Origin of the sequence: Eikenella exigua (assembly GCF_008805035.1) — a bacterium.
Lineage (GTDB): Bacteria > Pseudomonadota > Gammaproteobacteria > Burkholderiales > Neisseriaceae > Eikenella > Eikenella exigua.
This window is the reverse complement of sequence record NZ_CP038018.1, coordinates 523,696-542,612: the sequence shown is the minus strand read 5'-3', so window position 1 is coordinate 542,612 and position 18,917 is coordinate 523,696. Positions and strand designations below refer to the sequence as shown.

Genomic DNA, 18,917 nt, shown 5'->3' with positions numbered 1-18,917 from the left:
ATCGTGCATCTTCAATTCTTCACATAAGGAGCTGAAAACATGAAACACTTTCTCATCATCGCCATCACCGCTATCGGCCTTTCCGCTTGTTCCAGCACTTGGCACGGCATAAAAGAAGACACCGCCAACAACATCGACCACACTCGCGAAGCCGTGCGCAAAGGCAGTAACGCTGTTGGCCGCGGCATTTCCCACGTGGGTGAGAAAATCGAAAACGCTACCGAATAAGCCCGCCACCCGGCAGATCCGAGCGCCTGCCGGCATTTAGAAATAAACAATACAAACAGAAGGCTAAATTCTCAGATAACCTCCAAACAAACCACTGAAAATACCGCCATGAAAGCCTTCACCCAGCTCACCGACCTCGTTGCCCCGCTCGACCGCAATAATGTGGACGCCGGTGCCATCATCCCCAAACAATTCTCAAATCCATCAAACACAGCAGCTTCAGCTAAACTGTTTTGATGAATGGCATTATTTAGACTATGGCAAGCTCAACATAAACAACAACCGCAAACACTACCTGCTCAACAGCCTCGACGAAATCAGGCTCACCCTGCAACACGCCGACCAAATCCGCACCTTTGAAGCGCAGCGCCACCAAAGCCAACTCTGGCTGATTAACGGCTAAACCAAAGGCTACCTGAAACGAGCCATGTGAGCTTCTACGAACCTAAAACCTTTTTTCAAGTAGCCCCCATCCTTCCCAACCTAAATAGAGAACGTTATGAAACCAACACTCCTTCTCACCACCCTGTTGCCCCTCCTTGTCCTAAGCGCTCAAGCCGAGCCCATCAGCAACAAAGACCAAGCCGTAGCCCGCGTGTCTGCCTCCGTTGCCCGCCACCGACTAACCAGTCTGAAGCCCGAATGTCTGTTGTTCATCACCACTGAAACTGCTAACAGCTACACTGTGGACGTGCACGAAAACCACAACGCCAGCTGCGGCGGCGACCCACACTCCGCCCCACGCCTGTTCGGCTATGAAGTAGACAAAGCCAGCGGCCGTATGCAAATTGACGACCCCGCGAGCGGCGAAACCCGCCCAATCGACTAAACCTTTGCAGGCTACCTGAAATCCGCTTTCCTTTTTCAGGTAGCCTTTATCCATGCACCCGTGGCACCAAGCTCTTATCCCCCGATTCCCCCGCACCCAGCTGCTCGGCCAACACTGCGAATGCGCCGCTCCGCGCGGCAGCGGCTGGGGCAGGCCGCATACCAGTGAACTACGTCTTCGCTCACAGCCCCTATCTGTTCTACGCCTATTACATCCTCATCAAGGACGAAATGCAGCGGCACGGTTACCGCACCGGCCTGGCGCGGTACAGCAAGAATTATCGCAGCAACACCCGCCCGTCATATTACAACTTAGCCGAAAACCGTGGGCAGCCCGATTCACCCCGAGCACGATGATGATTACCTTGCCAAATGCGTGGAGAACTTGTGCGGCAAGGGTATAGTCATCCAAACAGCTGCTTAACGCTTAATCCACCCATTTTTAGCTTCGCAAAAACTCTGCTCTTGCTCATTTTAGCTTCGCAGAAACTCGCTTCGCTCATTTTCAGGTAGCCTCACATGAAAACATTAGCCGACCTCATCAATACCGCCGATCCCGCCTGGCCGCTGATTCAAGAGTGGCTTGACGAAGCCGCCAATCCGGTGGAAATCCTGCCGCACGACCCGGCCGCCGCAGAAGCCGAACTCGTGAAAACCCAAGTAACCACCCGTTCCGTGATGGGCGCGGTGGTATATGAAACCGGCGGCATCCTCATCAACCACGGCTGGCTGCGCATCCTAGGCTCGGGCAGCCCCTGCCTGCCGCGCGGCCTCGGCAGTTGGAATCTTGGCCGCACCCAAGCCGAACTCGCCGCACCCGCGCCCTATTATCTGATTGCAGACGATACCGCCGGCGGCTACTTCGCCCTCAATGGCGGTGGATTGGACGGCACGCCCGGCAATGTGTTCTACCTCCCGCCCGACACCCTCGAATGGGAAGACTGCGAACTGGGCTACACCGACTTCCTCAACTGGGCATTTAGCGGCGATTTTGGCCCTGTTCTACGAAAACGTGCGCTGAGCAGGCTGGCAGGAAGAAGTCACCGCATTGGGCGGCGACAGCGTTTACCACTTCTTCCCGCCGCTGTGGACGGAAGAAGGTGCAGATATTGAACAAACCAGCCGCCGCGTTATCCCCATTGCCGAACACTACGCCGCCACGCTGGAAAACCAACGGCAGCTTACCAAGCATAGCTAAAGCACTTATTTCTCCAGTACCACGTTGGCTCACCTTGCCATACATGTATACTGTCTTCGGTTCACCGCTTTGTATGAAAAAATAATTGCTTTATCCATATAATCCACACCTTCTACAAAACTGTCTGGAAACAGTTTCAGGCTTTCAGGTAGCCTCCCAACTATTTCAAACCACAAGTAAAACGAATGACCACCCTCCCGCCCTGCCCGCAATGCCAATCCGAATACACCTATGAAGACGGCGCCAACCTCGTTTGCCCGGAATGCGCCCACGAATGGTCGGACCAAGCCGATGCCGCCGCCGAAGCAGACGACGCCCTCAGCGCAGTTGATGCCCACGGCACACCGCTATCCAACGGCGACAGCGTGGTGCTGCTCAAAGACCTGAAAGTGAAAGGCAGCTCGCTGGTGCTCAAACAAGGCACCAAAGTGAAAAACATCCGCCTGCAGGAAGGCGACCACGACATCGCCTGCAAAGTAAACGGCACCGCGCTCAACCTCAAATCCGAATTTGTGAAAAAGGCTTAGGCTGCCGAATAGCCAAAGGCTACCTGAAAAATTATTTTCAGGTAGCCTTTGTGCTAAACTCGCCCGCATCTTTCCAATCTTCTTGTTTCAACCATCATGCCCGGCAACTCCTTCGGACAACTCTTCCGCATCACCACCTTCGGCGAAAGCCACGGCGCAGGCATCGGCTGCATCATCGACGGCTGCCCGCCCGGCCTGCCGCTGGCCGAAGCCGACATCCAGCCCGACCTCGACCGCCGCCGCCCCGGCACCAGCCGCCACGTTACCCAGCGGCGCGAAGCCGACCAAGTGGAAATCCTCTCCGGTGTGTTTGAAGGGCGCACCACCGGCACACCCATTGCCCTCTTCATCCGCAACACCGACCAACGCAGCCGCGACTACGGCAACATCGCCCAACAATTCCGCCCCGGCCATGCCGACTACACCTATTGGCACAAATACGGCATCCGCGACTATCGCGGCGGCGGCAGAAGTTCCGCCCGCGAAACCGCCGCCCGCGTGGCCGCCGGTGCCGTGGCCAAAAAATGGCTGCGCGAGCAGTTCGGCACCGAAATCGTCTGCTGGGTGAGCCAGGTGGGTGAACTTGAAATCGCTTTTGAAGGCGAAGAATTTATCGACCAAAACCCCTTCTTTGCCGCCAACCAAAGCCAAATCGCTGACTTGGAAAACTACATGGATTCCGTGCGCAAATCGCTCGACTCCGTGGGCGCGAAGCTGCATATTGAAGCGCGAAACGTCCCCGTCGGCCTCGGCGAACCCGTGTTTGACCGGCTGGACGCCGACATCGCCCACGCCCTGATGGGCATCAACGCCGTAAAAGCCGTATCCGTCGGCGACGGCTTCGACGTGGTGCGCCAACGCGGCAGCCAACACGGCGACGAGCTCACGCCGCAAGGCTTCGCCAGCAACCATGCCGGCGGCATCCTCGGCGGCATTTCCACCGGCCAAACCATCCGCGCCGACTTCGCCGTGAAGCCCACCAGCTCCATTGCCACGCCGCGCCGCAGCATCGACATCCACGGCCAGCCTGTTATGCTCGAAACTCACGGCCGCCACGATCCCTGCGTCGGCCTGCGCGCCGCCCCCATCGCCGAAGCCATGCTCGCCCTCGTGCTCGCCGACCACGCCCTGCGCCACCGCGCCCAAAACGCCGACGTGCGCGTGATCACACCCGATATCGCCAAACTGCAAAACGGTTGAAGGCTACCTGAAAAATAAATCCAGCCTTTTCAGGTAGCCCAACCCCGAGACCCATCATGCCCCGTATCCATGCCCTGCCCGACCACCTCGTGAACCAAATCGCCGCCGGCGAAGTGGTGGAACGCCCCGCTGCCGCGCTCAAAGAAATCATCGAAAACAGCATTGATGCCGGCGCCACCCGCATCCAAGTCGAGCTTGCCGGCGGCGGCATCCGCCTCATCCGCGTGGCCGACAACGGCAGCGGCATCCACGCCGACGACCTCCCGCTCGCCCTCTCCCGCCACGCCACCAGCAAAATCGCCTCGCTGCAAGATTTGGAACACGTGCGCAGCATGGGTTTTCGCGGCGAAGGGCTGGCCAGCATCGCCTCCGTGTCACGCCTCACCCTCACCAGCCGCCAGGAAGGCAGCACTGCCGCCCGCCAAGTGCGCGCCCGCGACGGGCAAATCGAGCCCGCCGCCGCAGCCGCCCATCCCGTGGGCACCAGCGTGGAAGTGGCCGATCTCTTCTTCAACACCCCCGCCCGGCGCAAATTCCTCAAATCCGAAAACACCGAATACGCCCACTGCGCCACCGTGTTCGACCGCCTCGCCCTGGCCAACCCGCACATTGCCTTCGAGCTTGTGCACAACGGCAAAACCACCGCCAAATACCCCGCCCAAAGCCAAAACGAGCGCATCGCCGCCGTGCTGGGCCCGGATTTTCAGGCCGCCTCCCTGCCCATCGACAGCGGCAACGGCATCCTCCGTTTGCACGGCCTCATCGCCAAACCCACCTTCGCCCAAGGCCGCAGCAGCCAGCAATATTGTTTTGTAAACAACCGCTTCGTGCGCGATAAAGTGATGCTGCACGCCGCCAAACAGGCCTACCGCGATGTGCTGCACCAGCAAATCACCCCCGCCTTCGTGCTGTTTCTCGAGCTGCCGCCCGAAATGGTGGACGTAAACGTGCACCCCACCAAAACCGAAATCCGCTTCCGCGACAGCCAGGCCGTACACCAGCTCGTGTTCCACACCCTGAACAAAGCGCTGGCCGATACCCGCGCCGACCAAACCGACAGCGTGAGCAATGCCGGTAGCCTACTGCAACACATCCACAGCCAAAGGCTACCTGAAAACGAGCAAGGCGAGTTTCGCCAAAACGAACACAGCGAGTTTCTACCCAGCAATCCGCCCAACCTATTTTCAGGTAGCCCGATTGCCCGCACCCCTGTTGCTTATAGCCCCGCCCGCGCCCCGCAGCAGCAACGCCTCACCCTGCAAGAAAGCCGCGCCGCCTGGCAAACCTATGCCGAGCTCTACAAACACAGCGGCAGCGAAGACCCCGAGCTTGCCGCCCTCGAGCAAAGCCGCTTCGCCCCCAGTGCAGAAGCCGCCCGGCTACCTGAAACCCATGCCGAAGAACACCCACTCGGCTTCGCCATCGCCCAGCTGCTCGGCATTTATATCCTGGCTCAAGCCGAAAACAGCCTGCTCTTAATCGACATGCACGCCGCCGCTGAGCGTGTGAACTACGAAAAAATGAAAGCCCAGCGCCAAAGCCACGGCAGCCTGCACAGCCAGCAGCTGCTCATTCCCGTGAGCTTCGAAGCCACTCACGAAGAAATGGCCGCCCTGGCCGAACACGCCGATTTGCTGCGCCAATACGGCCTCGATTGCTCCGCCGTGGGCAGCCACACCATCGCCGTGCGCGCCGTGCCGCAGATGCTGGGCAAAGCCGATATTTCCGAACTTGCCCGCAGCATGCTGCAAGAAGCCGCCCACACCGGCAGCATCCGCACCGTGGAAGAGCGCGAAAACCGCATCCTCAGCACCATGGCCTGCCACGGCTCCGTGCGCGCCGGCCGGCGCCTCACCCTGCCCGAAATGAACGCCCTGCTGCGCGACATGGAAAACACCCCCCGCAGCAACCAATGCAACCACGGCCGCCCCACCTGGGTGAAACTCACCCTCGCCGACCTCGACGCCCTGTTCCTGCGCGGGCAATAAACAGGCTGCCCGTGCGGCAGACGAAAGGCTACCTGAAACAGGATCAACTGTTTTTCAGGTAGCCTTTCTTAGTATGAAGGGAATGGGAAACGCATATATAGTGAATTAACAAAAACCAGTACAGCGTTGGCTCGCCTTGCCGTAACGTGTGTACTGTCTGCGGCTCGCCGCCTTGTCCTGATTTTTGTTAATCCACTATAGTGCCCGGCCACTCCGCAGCAGTAGATCGGGCATTCACGTCCAAGCTGCTCCCCACACATTACGCTGACACAATATTTTCAGGTAGCCTCTCACAGCAAAAAAGGCTACCTGAAAATCTTCAGGTAGCCTCTTATCAGCTAATCAAACCGGATTATGCCAAGCCTTTGGCTTTCAGCACTTCCAGCATGGTGCTGCCCAATTCGGCCGGGCTGCGGGTGTAGGCCACGCCGGCTTTTTCAAAGGCGCGGAATTTCTCTTCCGCCGTACCTTTGCCGCCGGAGATGATGGCACCGGCATGGCCCATGCGTTTGCCTTTGGGCGCGGTTACGCCGGCAATGTAGCCCACCACCGGTTTGGACACGTTCGACTGGATGAACTCGGCCGCTTCTTCTTCGGCCGTGCCGCCGATTTCGCCAATCAGGATGATGGCTTCGGTTTGCGGGTCGGCTTCAAACAATTTCAGCGCGTCGATTTGGTTCATGCCCGGAATCGGGTCGCCGCCGATGCCGATACAGGTGGATTGGCCGAGGCCGAGCTTGGTGGTTTGCGCCACAGCTTCATAAGTGAGCGTGCCGGAGCGGGAGATGATGCCGATTTTGCCGGGCTGGTGGATGTGGCCGGGCATAATGCCGATTTTGCATTCGCCGGGGGTAATCACGCCGGGGCAGTTCGGGCCCACCAGGCGGGTGCCGTTGCCGTTGGTTTCGAGATAACGTTTGGCTTTGAGCATGTCCAGCGTGGGCACGCCTTCGGTAATCACCACCACCAGTTTCACGCCGGAATCCACGGCTTCCACGATAGAATCCAGCACGAAGGGCGCGGGCACATAAATCACGGAGGCATCGGCGCCGGTTTCGCGCACGGCTTCGTTCATGGTGTTGAACACAGGCAGGCCCAGATGAGTTTGGCCGCCTTTGCCGGGAGTAACGCCGCCCACCACTTTGGTGCCGTAGGCAATCGCTTGTTCGGAGTGGAAAGTACCGTTCTTACCGGTAAAACCCTGTACCAATACTTTGGTGTCTTTATTAATCAATACGCTCATTCTGTTCTCCTTAGGCGTTTACGGCGGCAACAATTTTCTCGGCGGCGTCGTTCAGGCCGTCGGCGGAAGTGAGTTTCAAACCGGATTCGTTCAGAATCTGCGCGCCCAATTCAGCGTTGTTGCCTTCGAGGCGCACCACCACGGGCACGGTTACGTTCACTTCTTTCACGGCGGCCACAATGGCTTCGGCAATCATATCGCAGCGCACGATACCGCCGAAAATATTGATCAGCACGCCTTTCACGGACTTGTCTTCCAAAATCAGTTTGAAAGCTTCCACCACGCGTTCTTTGGTGGCACCGCCGCCCACGTCGAGGAAGTTGGCCGGCTGGCCGCCTTTGAGCTTGATGATATCCATGGTGGCCATCGCCAGGCCGGCGCCGTTCACCATACAGCCGATATTGCCTTCCAGCGCCACATAGTTCAGCTCAAACTCGGAGGCTTTCAGCTCGCGCTCGTTTTCTTGCGACTTATCGCGCAGTTCGGCGATTTTCGGCAGGCGGTACAAAGCATTGCCGTCGATGCCCACTTTGCCGTCCACGCAGGCCAGGCTGCCGTCTTCGCGCACGGCCAAGGGGTTGATTTCAAACAGGGCGAAATCGTTTTCGATGAAGGCTTGGTAGGCGCCGGTCATCAGTTTCACAAACTGGCCGACTTGCTTGTCTTTCAAACCCAGCTTGAAGGCTACTTCGCGGGCTTGGCAGGGCTGCAGGCCCACCAGCGGGTCCACCACGGTTTTGAAGATTTTTTCCGGGGTTTCCTCGGCCACTTTTTCAATTTCCACACCGCCTTCGGTGGAAGCCATAAACACCACGCGGCGCGCGGCACGATCCACCACCGCGCCCAAATAGAGCTCGGTTTGCACCGGATACATATCTTCACACACCAACACGCTGTTTACCAGCTGGCCGTTGGCATCGGTTTGATAAGTAATCAAATTGGTGCCGATTAAGCTTTCGGCCACCTGTTTGGCCTCATCGCGGCTTTTCACCACTTTCACGCCGCCTGCCTTGCCGCGTCCGCCGGCGTGCACTTGGGCTTTAATCACAGCAAATTTGCCGCCCAATTTGTCGTAGGCGGCGGCAGCTTCTTCGCCGTTGGCGGCCAAAATCCCGCCCTGAACCGGCAAACCATAGCCCGCAAGCAGCTCTTTTGCTTGATATTCATGTAGATTCATCAAAGTTCCCTCAGTTAGGTTAAACACAGTTTGCCACCGAGAAAGCAGCAAGGCTCGAATTCAAGACCAGCTTTGATAATACAGGGCGCAGTATAGACGAAACCCGCAGGCAACATCAGCGCAATTTGGTTAGAACAAGTAAATGGGAGATGCATAAACGGCAGTATGGCTACGGCTATGGCCTAGCTACTGTGGGCGTGGAACGCAAAGATACTGCATAGACGAAGCAGTTTTTCAGGTAGCCTTTCCCAGTGCCCCCCAGGCTATCTGAAACCGCCCGTCTACCTGAAAGAACATGTAAAAAGCTTCCGCCACAGCAAACGGTTTTGATAAAATGCGGCACCTTTTTAGCAATCCATTTTCCCAATGCAAACCAAACCCCATGGTAAAGGCCTTTCCGGCTTTATATTCGGCCTACTGCTTGCCACCCTCATCATCGGCGTGGTTTTATATTTCCTCAACAACACGCCCTCCGGCATCAAACAGCCTGAAGCGCCGAAAACCGAAATCCAACCCGAAATCCTCACCCCGCGCCAAGAACACCAGCCAGAACATCGCCCGAGCGACACCACCGCCGGCTCCGACAGCGGCCACTATTCCCTGCCTCCTGGCGACATCACCGACAAACCACCCGTGGCTGCCTCCGTGCCGCAGCAGGCCAGCACCCCTGCACAACGCCCGGAAGACAAGCCCACACAGGAAGACAAAACCGTGCAAACCAAACCGCGCGATCCACAGCGCAAGCCTGAGCCGGAAGCCAAACCCACACCTGAACAGATTTTGGAAAGTGGCAATGTGGAGCGTGCCCGCGAGCAAGCCCGCCGCCAACGTCGTGAAGCCGAAGCGCACAACAGCGGCAACGGCCACTACATCGTACAGATGGGTTCCTACAACAACCCGCAAGCTGCCGATACCCAGCGTGCCAAACTCGCCATGCTCGGCGTAAACGCCCGCGTAGCCAGCAGCAAACGCAGCGACGGCCAAACCGTTTACCGTATCCAAAGCAGCCGCCTCAGCCGTGCCGAAGCCCAAGCCCTCAGCGACAAACTGCGCGGCAACGGCATCGACACCCTCACCCGCCAAGCCGACTGATCAGCACTTCATCAACCCCACATTAACGAAGGATTAAAATGAAACTGAAAGCCCTACTTCTCTCTGCACTCGCCATATTTACCGTTACCGCCGCCCAAGCCAAAGCCGTGGAAGACACGGACTACATAGTACGCAGCAACGTGATCAAGCCTGTGCAGCCCAATAAAATCGAAGTAACCGAATTCTTCGGCTATTTCTGTATCCATTGCCAACACCTTGAAGCAACTATCGAACAGCAAAGCAGACACTTCGCCTCCGACACCGTATTGCGTCAAGAGCACGTAGTGTGGCAGCCAGCCCACCAAACCCTCGCCCGCCTGGCGGCTGCCGTGAAATCCACCGGCCTTTCCCGCCAAGCCAACCAAGCCATTTTCAAAGCACTGATGGACGGCACCGTAACCGACGAAACCGGCCTGAAAGCCTGGATTCAGCAGCAGCCATACGGCAACCGCCTGCTCGCCGCCTATAACAGCCCGCAGGCCGCCGCCGCCGCCCAAACCATGCAGCAAAACACCATCACCTACAACATCACCAAAACCCCGGTTATCGTAGTGGGCGGAAAATACGAGCTGACCAACTCCCAAAACATGGCTGTGTTGCAAGAGCTGATTGAAAAAGTACGTGCCGAACGCAACATGCCTGCCCCCGCCCCGCGCACCTTGGTACGCAGCCGCGGCGCAACCATCGCCGGCCAGGCCAACCGCTAATGCGGCACAAAGATTTTCAGGTAGCCCGTACTCCAATACAGGCTACCTGAAAAGCATTCATCCCATGTTTTTAAGAGTTTAACCAATGAGCCTGCTCCTCGCCTTCAAAGCCCTCATTCTCGGCATCATCGAAGGCCTCACTGAATTCCTGCCCATTTCCAGCACCGGCCACCTGATTGTAGCCGGCAGCCTCATCGGCTTCGATGCCGAAAGCCACGCCGTATTCCACATCGCCATCCAGCTCGGCGCCATCCTTGCTGTGGTGTATGAGTACCGTACCCGCTTCACCCATGTGCTCACCCATATCGGCAAAGATCGGCTTGCCAACCGCTTCGTACTCAACCTGGCCATCGCCTTCATCCCTGCCGCTGCCATCGGCCTGCTGCTTAACGATTTCATTGAAAAAGTGCTGTTCAACCCCGTGAGCGTAGCTGCGGCGCTGGTGGTGGGCGGCTTTTTGATTTTGTGGATTGAAAAACGGCAAAGCCGCGTACCGCCGAAAGTGCGCAGCGTGGACGATATGCGCCCGCGCGATGCGCTTGCCGTGGGCCTATTCCAAATTTTAGCGCTGATTCCCGGCACTTCCCGCTCCGGCAGCACCATCATGGGCGGCATGGTGTGGGGGCTCGACCGCAAAACCGCCACCGAATTTTCCTTCTTCCTCGCCGTGCCGATTATGGTGGCCGCCTCCGGCTACAGCATCCTGAAACACCTCAGCACATTCAGCGCACAGGATTTCGGCCTTATCGCCCTCGGCTTTGCTGCTGCCTTCGCTTCCGGCCTCATCGCCGTAAAAGCCCTGCTATGCTTTGTTTCCAGCAAAAACTTCGTGCCCTTTGCCTACTACCGCATCATCTTCGGCGGCATCATCCTACTCACCTGGCTGTGCGGCTGGGTGAATTGGTAGAATATCCAATCAGGCAAGGCTAGCTGAAACAGTCTCATTTATCTTTTTCAGGTAGCCTCAACCCAGCAACAATAAAGGCTACCTGAAATAAATAACGCAAGTTAAAGCAAAGCTAAAACGGCAACGCTATTTTTCAGGTAGCCTCCGCACCAAGGCTGCCGCCCACACTAACCATGAAACACAAATCCATTCTCTTCGGCCTGGCCTCCCTCCTCGCCATCCTGTTTGGCCTGTCCTCCTGCGCCAAGCAAGCCTTTTACTATCCCGACCATGCCGACTACGGCTCTCCCGCCCAATCCGGCCTGCCCTACGAAAACGTCTCCTTCCAAAGCGCCGACGGCACACGCCTGCACGGCTGGTTTGTGCCCGCACGCGGCGTGGCCGATGCCAAGCAAGCCCGTGCCACCATCATCCACTTCCACGGCAACGCGCAAAACCTCACCGCCCACTGGCAGGCCGTGAAATGGCTGCCCGAACACGGTTACAACGTTTTCCTGTTCGACTATCGCGGCTACGGCCAATCTGAAGGCGAGCCCAGCCCCGAAGGCCTGTTTGCCGACAGCAACGCCGCGCTGGATTATGTGCGCAGCCGCCCCGATGTAAACCCCGAGCGCCTGCTCGTGTTCGGCCAGAGCCTAGGCGGCACCAACGTCATTGCCGTGGTGGGTGCAGGCAACAAAGCCGGCGTGCGCGCCGTGGCCATCGAATCCACCTTCTCTTCTTATTCCAGCATCGCCAACGACAAACTCCCCGGCGCCGGCATCCTGGTGGGCAACCGCTACAGTGCCCGCCGCTTCGTGGCGCAAATCAGCCCCATCCCCCTGCTGCTGATGCACGGCACCGCCGACCAAGTCATCCCCGCCAAACACTCGCAAATCCTATTCGAGCTCGCCCAAGAGCCCAAACAGCTGATCCTCATCCCCAACGGCACCCACCTCGGCCTCTTCGGCATGGGCGGCTACGAAACGCAGCTGCTGGATTTCTTCAACCGGCACAGCGAATAAAGATTACCTAAAATCCCGTAGTTTAATTAATCAAACATCCTTTCTTTGCATTGAGTTACAATCAATCTATATGTAGGCTCGGTGAAACCACTCACAGAATATTTGTTATCAACAGTTGCGGCTGTGCTCTCTGCTGGCGCAGCCGAACGAAACACGGTTTTTCGGGAAACAAGGGCTTGCATGCCCGAAGCGGCGCAGCCGCAAGTTGCAGCTAATCCAATTTCTCTTTGCGCCCGAAAAACCGTGTGCAGTGAGGGAAGTTTGGCGAAGCCAAACCTGCGCCCGCAGTCGCCTTTCTTTGCTTCCTTTCTTTGGCTTCGCCAAAGATAAGGAAGTGCCCTGCGTCGGCATGAGGCGCAAGGGTGAACAGGATGCAGATGGAGAAGGCTACCTGAAAACATCTATTTCCCACTCTTCCCCACTTTTCAGGTAGCCCTTGCTGCCGAAATCAGCGTAAAATTGCCCTGGCATTACCCTTTCCGTTTAATTGTTCCACCCGTTACCCGTTAATTGTTCCACCCGATAAAAAAGGAAGATACCCATGTTTCGGCACGTTGAGTTCTACCCCGGCGATCCCATCCTTGGCCTGATGGAAAAATACAACCAAGACCCGCGCAGCGAAAAGGTAAACCTCAGCGTGGGCGTTTATTACGACGGCAAAGGCCGCCTGCCCGTGCTCGAGTGCGTGAAAACCGTTGAACGCGCCCTCGCCGAGAGCCCGCGCCCGCGCGGCTATCTGCCCATGGAAGGCCTAGCCGCCTACCGCAGCGCCTGCCAAACCCTGCTGTTCGGCGCAGACAGCCCCGCCGTGCAAGAAGGCCGCATCGCCACCATCCAATCGCTCGGCGGCTCCGGCGCGCTGCGCGTGGGTGCCGATTTTATCCACGCCTGGTTTCCGCAGGCCAAGTGCTACGTGAGCAACCCCACCTGGGGCAACCACATCGGCATTTTTGAAGGCGCCGGCTTCGAGGTGGGCAAATACCCTTACTACGACCCCGCCACCATCGGCGTGAAATTCGAAGAAATGAAAGCCTTCTTCCGCACGCTCAAGCAACACGACGTGGTGGTGCTGCACCCCTGCTGCCACAACCCCACCGGCGTGGATTTGAGCCGCAGCCAATGGGACGAAATCCTGCAAATCGTGAAAGAAGCCGGCCTCATCCCCTTTATGGATATCGCCTACCAAGGCTTCGCCGAAGACCTGGAAAACGACGTTTACGCCATCCGCCGCGCCACCGAACTCGGCCTGCCCGCCTTCGTGAGCAGCTCTTTCTCCAAAAACCTCTCGCTCTACGGCGAACGCGTGGGCGGCCTCTCCGTGGTGTGCCCCAACGCCGAAGAAGCCAAGCTTGTGCTCGGTCAGCTCAAATTCACCGTGCGCCGCATCTACTCCAGCCCCCCTTCCCACGGCGGCTTCGTGGTGGACGGCGTGATGAACAACGAAACCCTGTTCAAACAATGGGAAGGCGAAGTGTACGAAATGCGCGACCGCATCCGCGCCATGCGCCAAAAGTTGCAGGAAATGCTCAGCGCCAAAGTGCCCGGCCGCGATTTCAGCTATTTCACCAAACAGCGCGGCATGTTCAGCTTCACCGGCCTTTCTCCCGAACAGGTAGAACGCCTGCAAAAAGAGTTTGCCATCTATATGGTGAGCAACGGCCGCATGTGCGTGGCCGGCCTGAACGAGCAGAATATCGACTACGTGGCCAACGCCTTTGCCGAAGTGTTGAAATAAACGCAGGCAGGCTTGGATAAAAAGGCTACCTGAAATTCGGTGTGCACCGTTTTCAGGTAGCCTTTTTCCCAACTGCCCAGTCTAACAGAGTGCGTAGATTGGGTTAGCCGCAAGCGTAACCCAACAAATAAAAGTGTGGAATGTTGGGTTTCCCAGGCCAACCTACGCGCTCTACACTTCAACGCAGTTCAACCATCACACAAATTCAAAGCGCACATTCTCATACAGCGCGAAATGCTGCGGGTTCAACCCCGCCATCGCCACCACTTCCGCCCCTTGCTGCAAACTGCCCCAATCTTCCGCCCACACCGTGGCCAGCTGCACGCGCCAGCCGCCGGATCACTTCCTGCAAATGCAGGGTTTCCCGCATGGGCGAACGTTCCAACATCTCCAGCAATGTAATTTCCGGCTCGCGAAAACCGTATTCGGCAAACGCACCGTCGCCATAACTCGTTGGCTGGCTGGAAGCAGATGCCGTTGCCGTTTTGGGAAAACAAATCGTCCGGGCAGTCGGTGCTGAGTAATATGGTAAAGCACATGACCAACCATTTCTGATGGGAAATGGGCGTATGATAGCTGAAATTGTGAACACCAAGTGCTTTTAGGTAGCCCCAAGCTGCCCAAAGGCTACCTGAAAAATAGCGCAATACTCTTCAAATGACAATCCGCCCTGAAGGTCCTGCCATGCCCGCCATCCGCCGTATCTATGGCTACACGCCCTCTGCCGCCCCCGCCATTTTCTGCGACCGCCTCTACCCGCGCGGCATCCACAAGGAAACCTTCGCCGCCATGCAGTGGCTCAAAGACATTGCACCTTCCATCGAGCTGCGCCGCTGGTACCATGCCGCGCCGCAAGAGCGTTTCCCCGAATTTGCCGCCCGCTATACCGAAGAGCTGCAAAGCGGCAGCGCCCATGCCGCGCTACTGGCGTTGAAAAAGCAGCTTGCCACCGCGCCGGATACCGTGTTGCTCACCGCCGTACGCTGCCCGCAGCAGAGCCATCTTTCGGTGTTGGCCGAGGTGCTGGGTTGGGAAAAGGTGGATTGGGGTGATGGTGCTTCTGGCGTTTGAGCTGTTTCATAGTGGATTAAAATAAGAATGAGACAAGGCGGCGAGCCGCAGATAGTACAAACAGTACGGCAAGGCGAGCCAACACCGTAGCATTCTTATTTTAATCCACTATAACTGCGTTGAAGCTGCGCTTTCAGGTAGCCTCAAACGCCGCATTCTCGGTAAAATAGAGCTTTCAGCCCACTCAACCACGCACAGCATGAATATTTTCGATACCGCCTTGCCCGATGTGAAAATCATCGAACCCGAAGCCCACGGCGACGAGCGCGGCTTCTTTATGGAAACCTTCCGCGACAACTGGTTTCGCGAGCACATCGGCCACCACACTTTCGTGCAGGAAAACCACTCCCGCTCTGAGCATGGCGTGCTGCGCGGCCTGCACTATCAAACCGTTTGCCCGCAAGGCAAGCTGGTGCGCGTGGTGTCGGGCAGCGTGTTCGACGTGGCCGTGGATTTGCGCCGCTCCTCGCCCACTTTCGGCCATTGGGTGGGCGCGGTGCTTTCGGCTGAAAACCGCTACCAAATGTGGATTCCGCCCGGCTTCGCCCACGGCTTCTACACCACCGACAGCCACGCCGACATCGTGTATAAATGCACCAACTACTACCAGCCCGCCCACGAACACACCCTGTTTTGGCACGACCCTACCGTGGGCATCGACTGGCCGCTGGCCGCCCCGCCGCTGCTTTCCGGCAAAGATGCCGCCGGCAGTCTGCTGGCACAGGCCGTATTATTCGATTAAAGGCTACCTGAAACCATGAAACTCATCATCCTCGACCGCGACGGCGTGCTCAACCAAGACCGCGACGACTTTGTAAAATCCGAAGACGAATGGATTCCCCTGCCCGGCAGCATGGATGCCGTGGCCCTGTTTAAGCAGGCCGACTACACCATCGTAATCGCCACCAACCAATCCGGCATCGGCCGCCGCTATTTTTCCATGCAAGACCTCAACGAAATGCACGAAAAAATGCACCGCCTGGCCAATGAAGCCGGCGGCAGCATCGACGGCATCTGGTTTTGCCCGCACACCGATGCCAACCACTGCTCCTGCCGCAAGCCCAAGCCCGGCATGGTGGAAGACATCCTCAACCGTTTCAACACCGACGCGCGCGATGTCTACCTCGTGGGCGACAGCCTGCGCGATTTGCAGGCCATCGACGCCGTGGGCGGCCTGCCCGTGCTCGTACTCACCGGCAAAGGCAAGAAAACCCTCGCCGCCGGCGGGCTGCCTGAAAACACCCAGGTGTTCGACGATCTGCTTTCCTTCGCCTACTACCTCACTATCCAAACCGGCGACGAACAGGAGGCCTAATGTTCTCACTCTGGATACGCAACCTTGCTTACTGGCTGCTGATGGCCATCATCACGCCGCCCCTGTTCCTCTTGATGCTGCTCACCGCCCCCATCCCGGGTGCCCTCCACACCCTCGCCACCCGCTGGGCGCTGATGCTGATGTGGCTCCTGGAAAACATCGTCGGCCTCAAATACCGCGTGGAAGGCACAGAAAATATCCCCGAAGGCCCCGCCATTATCTGCTGCAAACACCAATCCGGCTGGGAAACGCTGGCCACGCAGAAAATCTTCCCGCCACAAGTCTTCGTGGCCAAGCGCGAGCTTTTCTGTATCCCCTTCTTCGGCTGGGGGCTCAAGCTCGCCGGCACCATCGGCATCGACCGTCGCAACCCCGGCAAAGCCTCCGCCCAAATCATCGAGCAAGGCAGCAAACGCAAAGCGCAAGGCTATTGGATCACCATTTTCCCCGAAGGCACGCGCATGCCGCCCGGCAGCAGAGGCCGCTATAAGAGTGGCGCCGCCCGCACTGCCCAGCTGCTGGAAATGGACATCGTGCCCGTTGCCCTCAACAGCGGCGAATTTTGGCCGAAAAACTCTTTCCTCAAACATCCCGGTGAAATCAGCGTCATCATTTGCCCGCCGATTAAACACGATTCCGGCAGCATTACCGAGCTCACCGCCGCCATTGAAGAAGCCATCGAAAGCCAAATGCCCCACATCACCGGCCTCGGCCCCTGCTACGGCGATACCAAACCGAGCGGTGCACAAAAAGGCAGCACAACATGAAGCCGAAGATGGACGGCGATACCATCGGGGCCATCGTCTTCGCCCTGGCCTCCCTTCTCTTCGTGTGGCGTTATCTTGCCGCCGATTTGCGACACAGCGAAATCCGACCCGTCTGGCGGCAGCTCATCATCGGCGGCGGCATTGCCGTCATCATTGCCAGCCTGCTGTATTATTTGGGTATTTTCGGCTAAAACCGCCCTTGGATAAGTTTTCAGGTAGCCTTGAAGGGCTACCTGAAAATATTTCCGTATACTCTACGGCAGGCTACACTTTGCGCTCACAAGCAGCAAAAGGCCATAGCAAGCCGAATTGACTTTCGATACCAGGCGGTGAGCCGCAGACAATACAGAAGTACGGCAAGGCGAACCAACGCAATAGCGAAAGTTAAGTTGGTTTGCTATAGCTGAAGCCCGCCTACTGCGTTTTTAACTGCACTTTAGCTTCGCAGAAACTCGCTACTCCGTTGAAGCTCACGCTTTCAGGTAGCCTATCCCATGCCTGCCGATTACAATAGCCTTTTCCCCTGACAACAAAACACCAGCCCGCCATGAACCCACACCTATCCCAACTCCAGCCCTATCCCTTCGCCCGCCTGCGCGAAGCAATGCAAGGCGTGAGCGCGCCCGAGGGCGTTGTACCCGTGCCGCTGCAAATCGGCGAGCCCAAACACCCCGCTCCCGCCGTGATCACCAATGCGCTCACCGCCGCCCTGCCGCGCCTCGATGCCTATCCGCAAACCGCCGGCCTGCCCGAACTGCGCCGGGCCTGCGCCGGCTTCCTGCAACGCCGCTACGGCCTCACGCTCGATCCGGACAGCGAAATCCTGCCCGTATTAGGCAGCCGAGAAGCCCTGTTTTCCTTCGTACAGGCGGCGCTGGGCGGCAACGAGCAGGAAAAGCCCGTGGTGGTGTGCCCTAATCCGTTTTATCAGATTTACGAAGGCGCCGCGCTCCTGGCCGGGGCGGAAACCGTGTTTACCAGCTGCCGCGCCCCATACTTTAAGCCCGATTGGGGCAGCATTCCCGAAGTCGTGTGGCAGCGCGTGAAACTGGTGTTCGTTTGCTCGCCGCACAACCCCTGCGGCAGCGTGATGCAGAAAGCCGACTGGGCAGAACTCTTTGAATTGCAAAACCGTTACGGCTTCATCATCGCTGCCGACGAATGCTATTCCGAAATCTATTTCGAAGGCGAACCGCCCATCGGCTGCCTGCAAGCCGCTGCCGAATTGGGGCGCGGTTTCGACAACCTGGTAATGTTCACCAGCCTCTCCAAACGCTCCAACGTGCCTGGCCTGCGCTCCGGCTTTGTGGCCGGCGATGTCGCGCTGCTAAAAGATTTCCTGCTCTACCGCACCTACCACGGCAGCGCCATGGGCATTCCCGTGCAGATGGCCAGTATCGCCGCCTGGAACGATGAAACCCATGTGCTGGAAAACCGACGCCTGTATCAGGAAAAATTCGCCCGTGTGCTGCCGATTCTGGCACAAGGTTTTGAGGTAACGCGGCCGGACGCCTCGTTCTATATTTGGCTGCAAGCGCCCGACAGCGACGATTTGGCCTTCGCCCGCATCCTGTGGCGAGAAGCTGCCATCCAAGTGTTGCCCGGCCGTTTTCTGGCGCGCGACACCGCGCAAGGCAACCCCGGCGCCGGCTATGTTCGTATTGCCCTAGTCGCCCCCGTGGCCGACTGCGTGGCCGCGGCGGAGAAGATTGTGGAAATCCGACAGTGTTGTTATCCACAGCATAAAGAGGCTACCTGAAAACCGTCCCTGCCATTAGCAACAAACTTTATCAACATAAATATAAAATGTAGACAAATAAGGATGCGGCTCGCTACGCTTGCCTTACCCTGCCGCATCATCCATTCTTTGAGTTTTATAAAAAATCGCCCTTGGCCATCTCTATGACACAAGGGAATCTTTGCTTACATC

General features: G+C 57.7%; 23 protein-coding genes. 20 read left to right on the top strand and 3 right to left on the bottom strand.

Annotated elements, in window-relative coordinates:
- Positions 1-39 precede the first annotated feature (39 nt).
- The 9 genes from EZJ17_RS02855 (at position 40) to mutL (ending at position 5,969) form a co-directional block, all read left to right on the top strand.
- On the top strand, positions 40-228 hold the full coding sequence (locus EZJ17_RS02855) for a hypothetical protein (protein WP_067442537.1): 189 nt from the start codon (positions 40-42) through the stop codon (positions 226-228).
- A 172-nt stretch (positions 229-400) separates the two neighbouring features.
- Positions 401-631: a hypothetical protein gene (locus EZJ17_RS02850; RefSeq protein ID WP_369799468.1), complete on the top strand. Its 231-nt coding sequence runs from the start codon at positions 401-403 to the stop codon at positions 629-631.
- 96 nt (positions 632-727) lie between these two features.
- Positions 728-1,057, top strand: a complete 330-nt coding sequence (locus EZJ17_RS02845; RefSeq protein WP_067444503.1) for a hypothetical protein — start codon at positions 728-730, stop codon at positions 1,055-1,057.
- A gap of 164 nt (positions 1,058-1,221) precedes the next feature.
- Positions 1,222-1,413 carry a hypothetical protein gene (locus EZJ17_RS10505; protein ID WP_231868068.1) on the top strand — a complete coding sequence of 64 codons (192 nt, stop codon included), beginning with the start codon at positions 1,222-1,224 and terminating at the stop codon, positions 1,411-1,413.
- A gap of 162 nt (positions 1,414-1,575) precedes the next feature.
- Complete coding sequence (locus tag EZJ17_RS02835) at positions 1,576-2,169, top strand: DUF2625 family protein (protein ID WP_255361160.1); 594 nt, start codon at positions 1,576-1,578, stop codon at positions 2,167-2,169.
- Positions 2,105-2,254 (top strand): DUF2625 family protein, encoded by a 150-nt coding sequence (locus EZJ17_RS10765; protein ID WP_255361159.1) that lies wholly within the window; start codon positions 2,105-2,107, stop codon positions 2,252-2,254. The genes EZJ17_RS02835 and EZJ17_RS10765 overlap by 65 nt, the downstream gene beginning before the upstream one ends.
- Positions 2,255-2,439: 185 nt before the next feature.
- The gene (locus EZJ17_RS02830) at positions 2,440-2,781 is read left to right on the top strand and encodes a zinc ribbon domain-containing protein YjdM (RefSeq protein ID WP_064083853.1); all 342 of its coding nucleotides are present in this window, start codon (positions 2,440-2,442) and stop codon (positions 2,779-2,781) included.
- Between the two features lie 96 nt (positions 2,782-2,877).
- The gene (gene aroC / locus EZJ17_RS02825; RefSeq protein WP_067444500.1) at positions 2,878-3,981 is read left to right on the top strand and encodes a chorismate synthase; all 1,104 of its coding nucleotides are present in this window, start codon (positions 2,878-2,880) and stop codon (positions 3,979-3,981) included.
- 56 nt (positions 3,982-4,037) lie between these two features.
- A complete protein-coding gene (gene mutL, locus EZJ17_RS02820; RefSeq protein ID WP_067444497.1) occupies positions 4,038-5,969 on the top strand; it encodes a DNA mismatch repair endonuclease MutL in 1,932 nt (643 codons plus the stop codon).
- Positions 5,970-6,321: 352 nt separating this feature from the next.
- Here the strand turns inward: mutL and sucD are convergent, their stop codons facing one another.
- Together sucD and sucC are read right to left on the bottom strand one after the other, a co-directional pair.
- Entirely contained in the window at positions 6,322-7,212 is an 891-nt protein-coding gene (gene sucD / locus EZJ17_RS02815; RefSeq protein ID WP_003823180.1) for a succinate--CoA ligase subunit alpha, read from the bottom strand.
- Between the two features lie 10 nt (positions 7,213-7,222).
- A complete protein-coding gene (gene sucC / locus EZJ17_RS02810; protein ID WP_067442546.1) occupies positions 7,223-8,389 on the bottom strand; it encodes an ADP-forming succinate--CoA ligase subunit beta in 1,167 nt (388 codons plus the stop codon).
- A 366-nt stretch (positions 8,390-8,755) separates the two neighbouring features.
- Between sucC and EZJ17_RS02805 the strand changes: the two genes are divergently transcribed.
- The 5 genes from EZJ17_RS02805 to EZJ17_RS02785 all read left to right on the top strand — a co-directional run bounded on the left by EZJ17_RS02805 (position 8,756) and on the right by EZJ17_RS02785 (position 13,834).
- Positions 8,756-9,481 (top strand): SPOR domain-containing protein, encoded by a 726-nt coding sequence (locus tag EZJ17_RS02805; protein WP_067442548.1) that lies wholly within the window; start codon positions 8,756-8,758, stop codon positions 9,479-9,481.
- Between the two features lie 38 nt (positions 9,482-9,519).
- Entirely contained in the window at positions 9,520-10,188 is a 669-nt protein-coding gene (locus tag EZJ17_RS02800; protein WP_067444494.1) for a thioredoxin domain-containing protein, read from the top strand.
- 85 nt (positions 10,189-10,273) lie between these two features.
- The gene (locus tag EZJ17_RS02795; RefSeq protein WP_067442552.1) at positions 10,274-11,095 is read left to right on the top strand and encodes an undecaprenyl-diphosphate phosphatase; all 822 of its coding nucleotides are present in this window, start codon (positions 10,274-10,276) and stop codon (positions 11,093-11,095) included.
- A 173-nt stretch (positions 11,096-11,268) separates the two neighbouring features.
- Positions 11,269-12,099, top strand: a complete 831-nt coding sequence (locus EZJ17_RS02790; RefSeq protein ID WP_067442554.1) for an alpha/beta hydrolase — start codon at positions 11,269-11,271, stop codon at positions 12,097-12,099.
- 541 nt (positions 12,100-12,640) lie between these two features.
- On the top strand, positions 12,641-13,834 hold the full coding sequence (locus EZJ17_RS02785) for an amino acid aminotransferase (protein ID WP_067442556.1): 1,194 nt from the start codon (positions 12,641-12,643) through the stop codon (positions 13,832-13,834).
- A 195-nt stretch (positions 13,835-14,029) separates the two neighbouring features.
- Here the strand turns inward: EZJ17_RS02785 and EZJ17_RS10760 are convergent, their stop codons facing one another.
- Positions 14,030-14,158 carry a hypothetical protein gene (locus EZJ17_RS10760; protein WP_255361777.1) on the bottom strand — a complete coding sequence of 43 codons (129 nt, stop codon included), beginning with the start codon at positions 14,156-14,158 and terminating at the stop codon, positions 14,030-14,032.
- 360 nt (positions 14,159-14,518) lie between these two features.
- On the opposite strand from EZJ17_RS10760, the gene EZJ17_RS02780 reads away from it, so the two are divergent.
- The 6 genes from EZJ17_RS02780 (at position 14,519) to dapC (ending at position 18,746) form a co-directional block, all read left to right on the top strand.
- Positions 14,519-14,905, top strand: coding sequence for a DUF488 domain-containing protein (locus EZJ17_RS02780; RefSeq protein WP_067442624.1), 387 nt, complete (start codon positions 14,519-14,521; stop codon positions 14,903-14,905).
- 199 nt (positions 14,906-15,104) lie between these two features.
- Positions 15,105-15,647: a dTDP-4-dehydrorhamnose 3,5-epimerase gene (gene rfbC, locus EZJ17_RS02775; protein ID WP_067442558.1), complete on the top strand. Its 543-nt coding sequence runs from the start codon at positions 15,105-15,107 to the stop codon at positions 15,645-15,647.
- A gap of 15 nt (positions 15,648-15,662) precedes the next feature.
- Positions 15,663-16,220: a D-glycero-beta-D-manno-heptose 1,7-bisphosphate 7-phosphatase gene (gmhB, locus tag EZJ17_RS02770; RefSeq protein WP_067442560.1), complete on the top strand. Its 558-nt coding sequence runs from the start codon at positions 15,663-15,665 to the stop codon at positions 16,218-16,220.
- Complete coding sequence (locus EZJ17_RS02765; protein WP_067442562.1) at positions 16,220-16,987, top strand: lysophospholipid acyltransferase family protein; 768 nt, start codon at positions 16,220-16,222, stop codon at positions 16,985-16,987. The genes gmhB and EZJ17_RS02765 overlap by 1 nt, the downstream gene beginning before the upstream one ends.
- Entirely contained in the window at positions 16,984-17,178 is a 195-nt protein-coding gene (locus EZJ17_RS02760; protein WP_067442564.1) for a hypothetical protein, read from the top strand. The genes EZJ17_RS02765 and EZJ17_RS02760 overlap by 4 nt, the downstream gene beginning before the upstream one ends.
- Before the next feature lie 356 nt (positions 17,179-17,534).
- Entirely contained in the window at positions 17,535-18,746 is a 1,212-nt protein-coding gene (gene dapC / locus EZJ17_RS02755; protein WP_067442566.1) for a succinyldiaminopimelate transaminase, read from the top strand.
- Positions 18,747-18,917 lie beyond the last annotated feature (171 nt).

Coding starts and splice junctions, on each gene's coding strand:
- EZJ17_RS02855 (WP_067442537.1), top strand. CDS start 40: ATGAAACACTTTCTCATCATCGCCATCACCGCTATCGGCCTTTCCGCT.
- EZJ17_RS02845 (WP_067444503.1), top strand. CDS start 728: ATGAAACCAACACTCCTTCTCACCACCCTGTTGCCCCTCCTTGTCCTA.
- EZJ17_RS02835 (WP_255361160.1), top strand. CDS start 1,576: ATGAAAACATTAGCCGACCTCATCAATACCGCCGATCCCGCCTGGCCG.
- EZJ17_RS02830 (WP_064083853.1), top strand. CDS start 2,440: ATGACCACCCTCCCGCCCTGCCCGCAATGCCAATCCGAATACACCTAT.
- aroC (WP_067444500.1), top strand. CDS start 2,878: ATGCCCGGCAACTCCTTCGGACAACTCTTCCGCATCACCACCTTCGGC.
- mutL (WP_067444497.1), top strand. CDS start 4,038: ATGCCCCGTATCCATGCCCTGCCCGACCACCTCGTGAACCAAATCGCC.
- sucD (WP_003823180.1), bottom strand. CDS start 7,212: ATGAGCGTATTGATTAATAAAGACACCAAAGTATTGGTACAGGGTTTT.
- sucC (WP_067442546.1), bottom strand. CDS start 8,389: ATGAATCTACATGAATATCAAGCAAAAGAGCTGCTTGCGGGCTATGGT.
- EZJ17_RS02805 (WP_067442548.1), top strand. CDS start 8,756: ATGCAAACCAAACCCCATGGTAAAGGCCTTTCCGGCTTTATATTCGGC.
- EZJ17_RS02800 (WP_067444494.1), top strand. CDS start 9,520: ATGAAACTGAAAGCCCTACTTCTCTCTGCACTCGCCATATTTACCGTT.
- EZJ17_RS02795 (WP_067442552.1), top strand. CDS start 10,274: ATGAGCCTGCTCCTCGCCTTCAAAGCCCTCATTCTCGGCATCATCGAA.
- EZJ17_RS02790 (WP_067442554.1), top strand. CDS start 11,269: ATGAAACACAAATCCATTCTCTTCGGCCTGGCCTCCCTCCTCGCCATC.
- EZJ17_RS02785 (WP_067442556.1), top strand. CDS start 12,641: ATGTTTCGGCACGTTGAGTTCTACCCCGGCGATCCCATCCTTGGCCTG.
- EZJ17_RS02780 (WP_067442624.1), top strand. CDS start 14,519: ATGCCCGCCATCCGCCGTATCTATGGCTACACGCCCTCTGCCGCCCCC.
- rfbC (WP_067442558.1), top strand. CDS start 15,105: ATGAATATTTTCGATACCGCCTTGCCCGATGTGAAAATCATCGAACCC.
- gmhB (WP_067442560.1), top strand. CDS start 15,663: ATGAAACTCATCATCCTCGACCGCGACGGCGTGCTCAACCAAGACCGC.
- EZJ17_RS02765 (WP_067442562.1), top strand. CDS start 16,220: ATGTTCTCACTCTGGATACGCAACCTTGCTTACTGGCTGCTGATGGCC.
- EZJ17_RS02760 (WP_067442564.1), top strand. CDS start 16,984: ATGAAGCCGAAGATGGACGGCGATACCATCGGGGCCATCGTCTTCGCC.
- dapC (WP_067442566.1), top strand. CDS start 17,535: ATGAACCCACACCTATCCCAACTCCAGCCCTATCCCTTCGCCCGCCTG.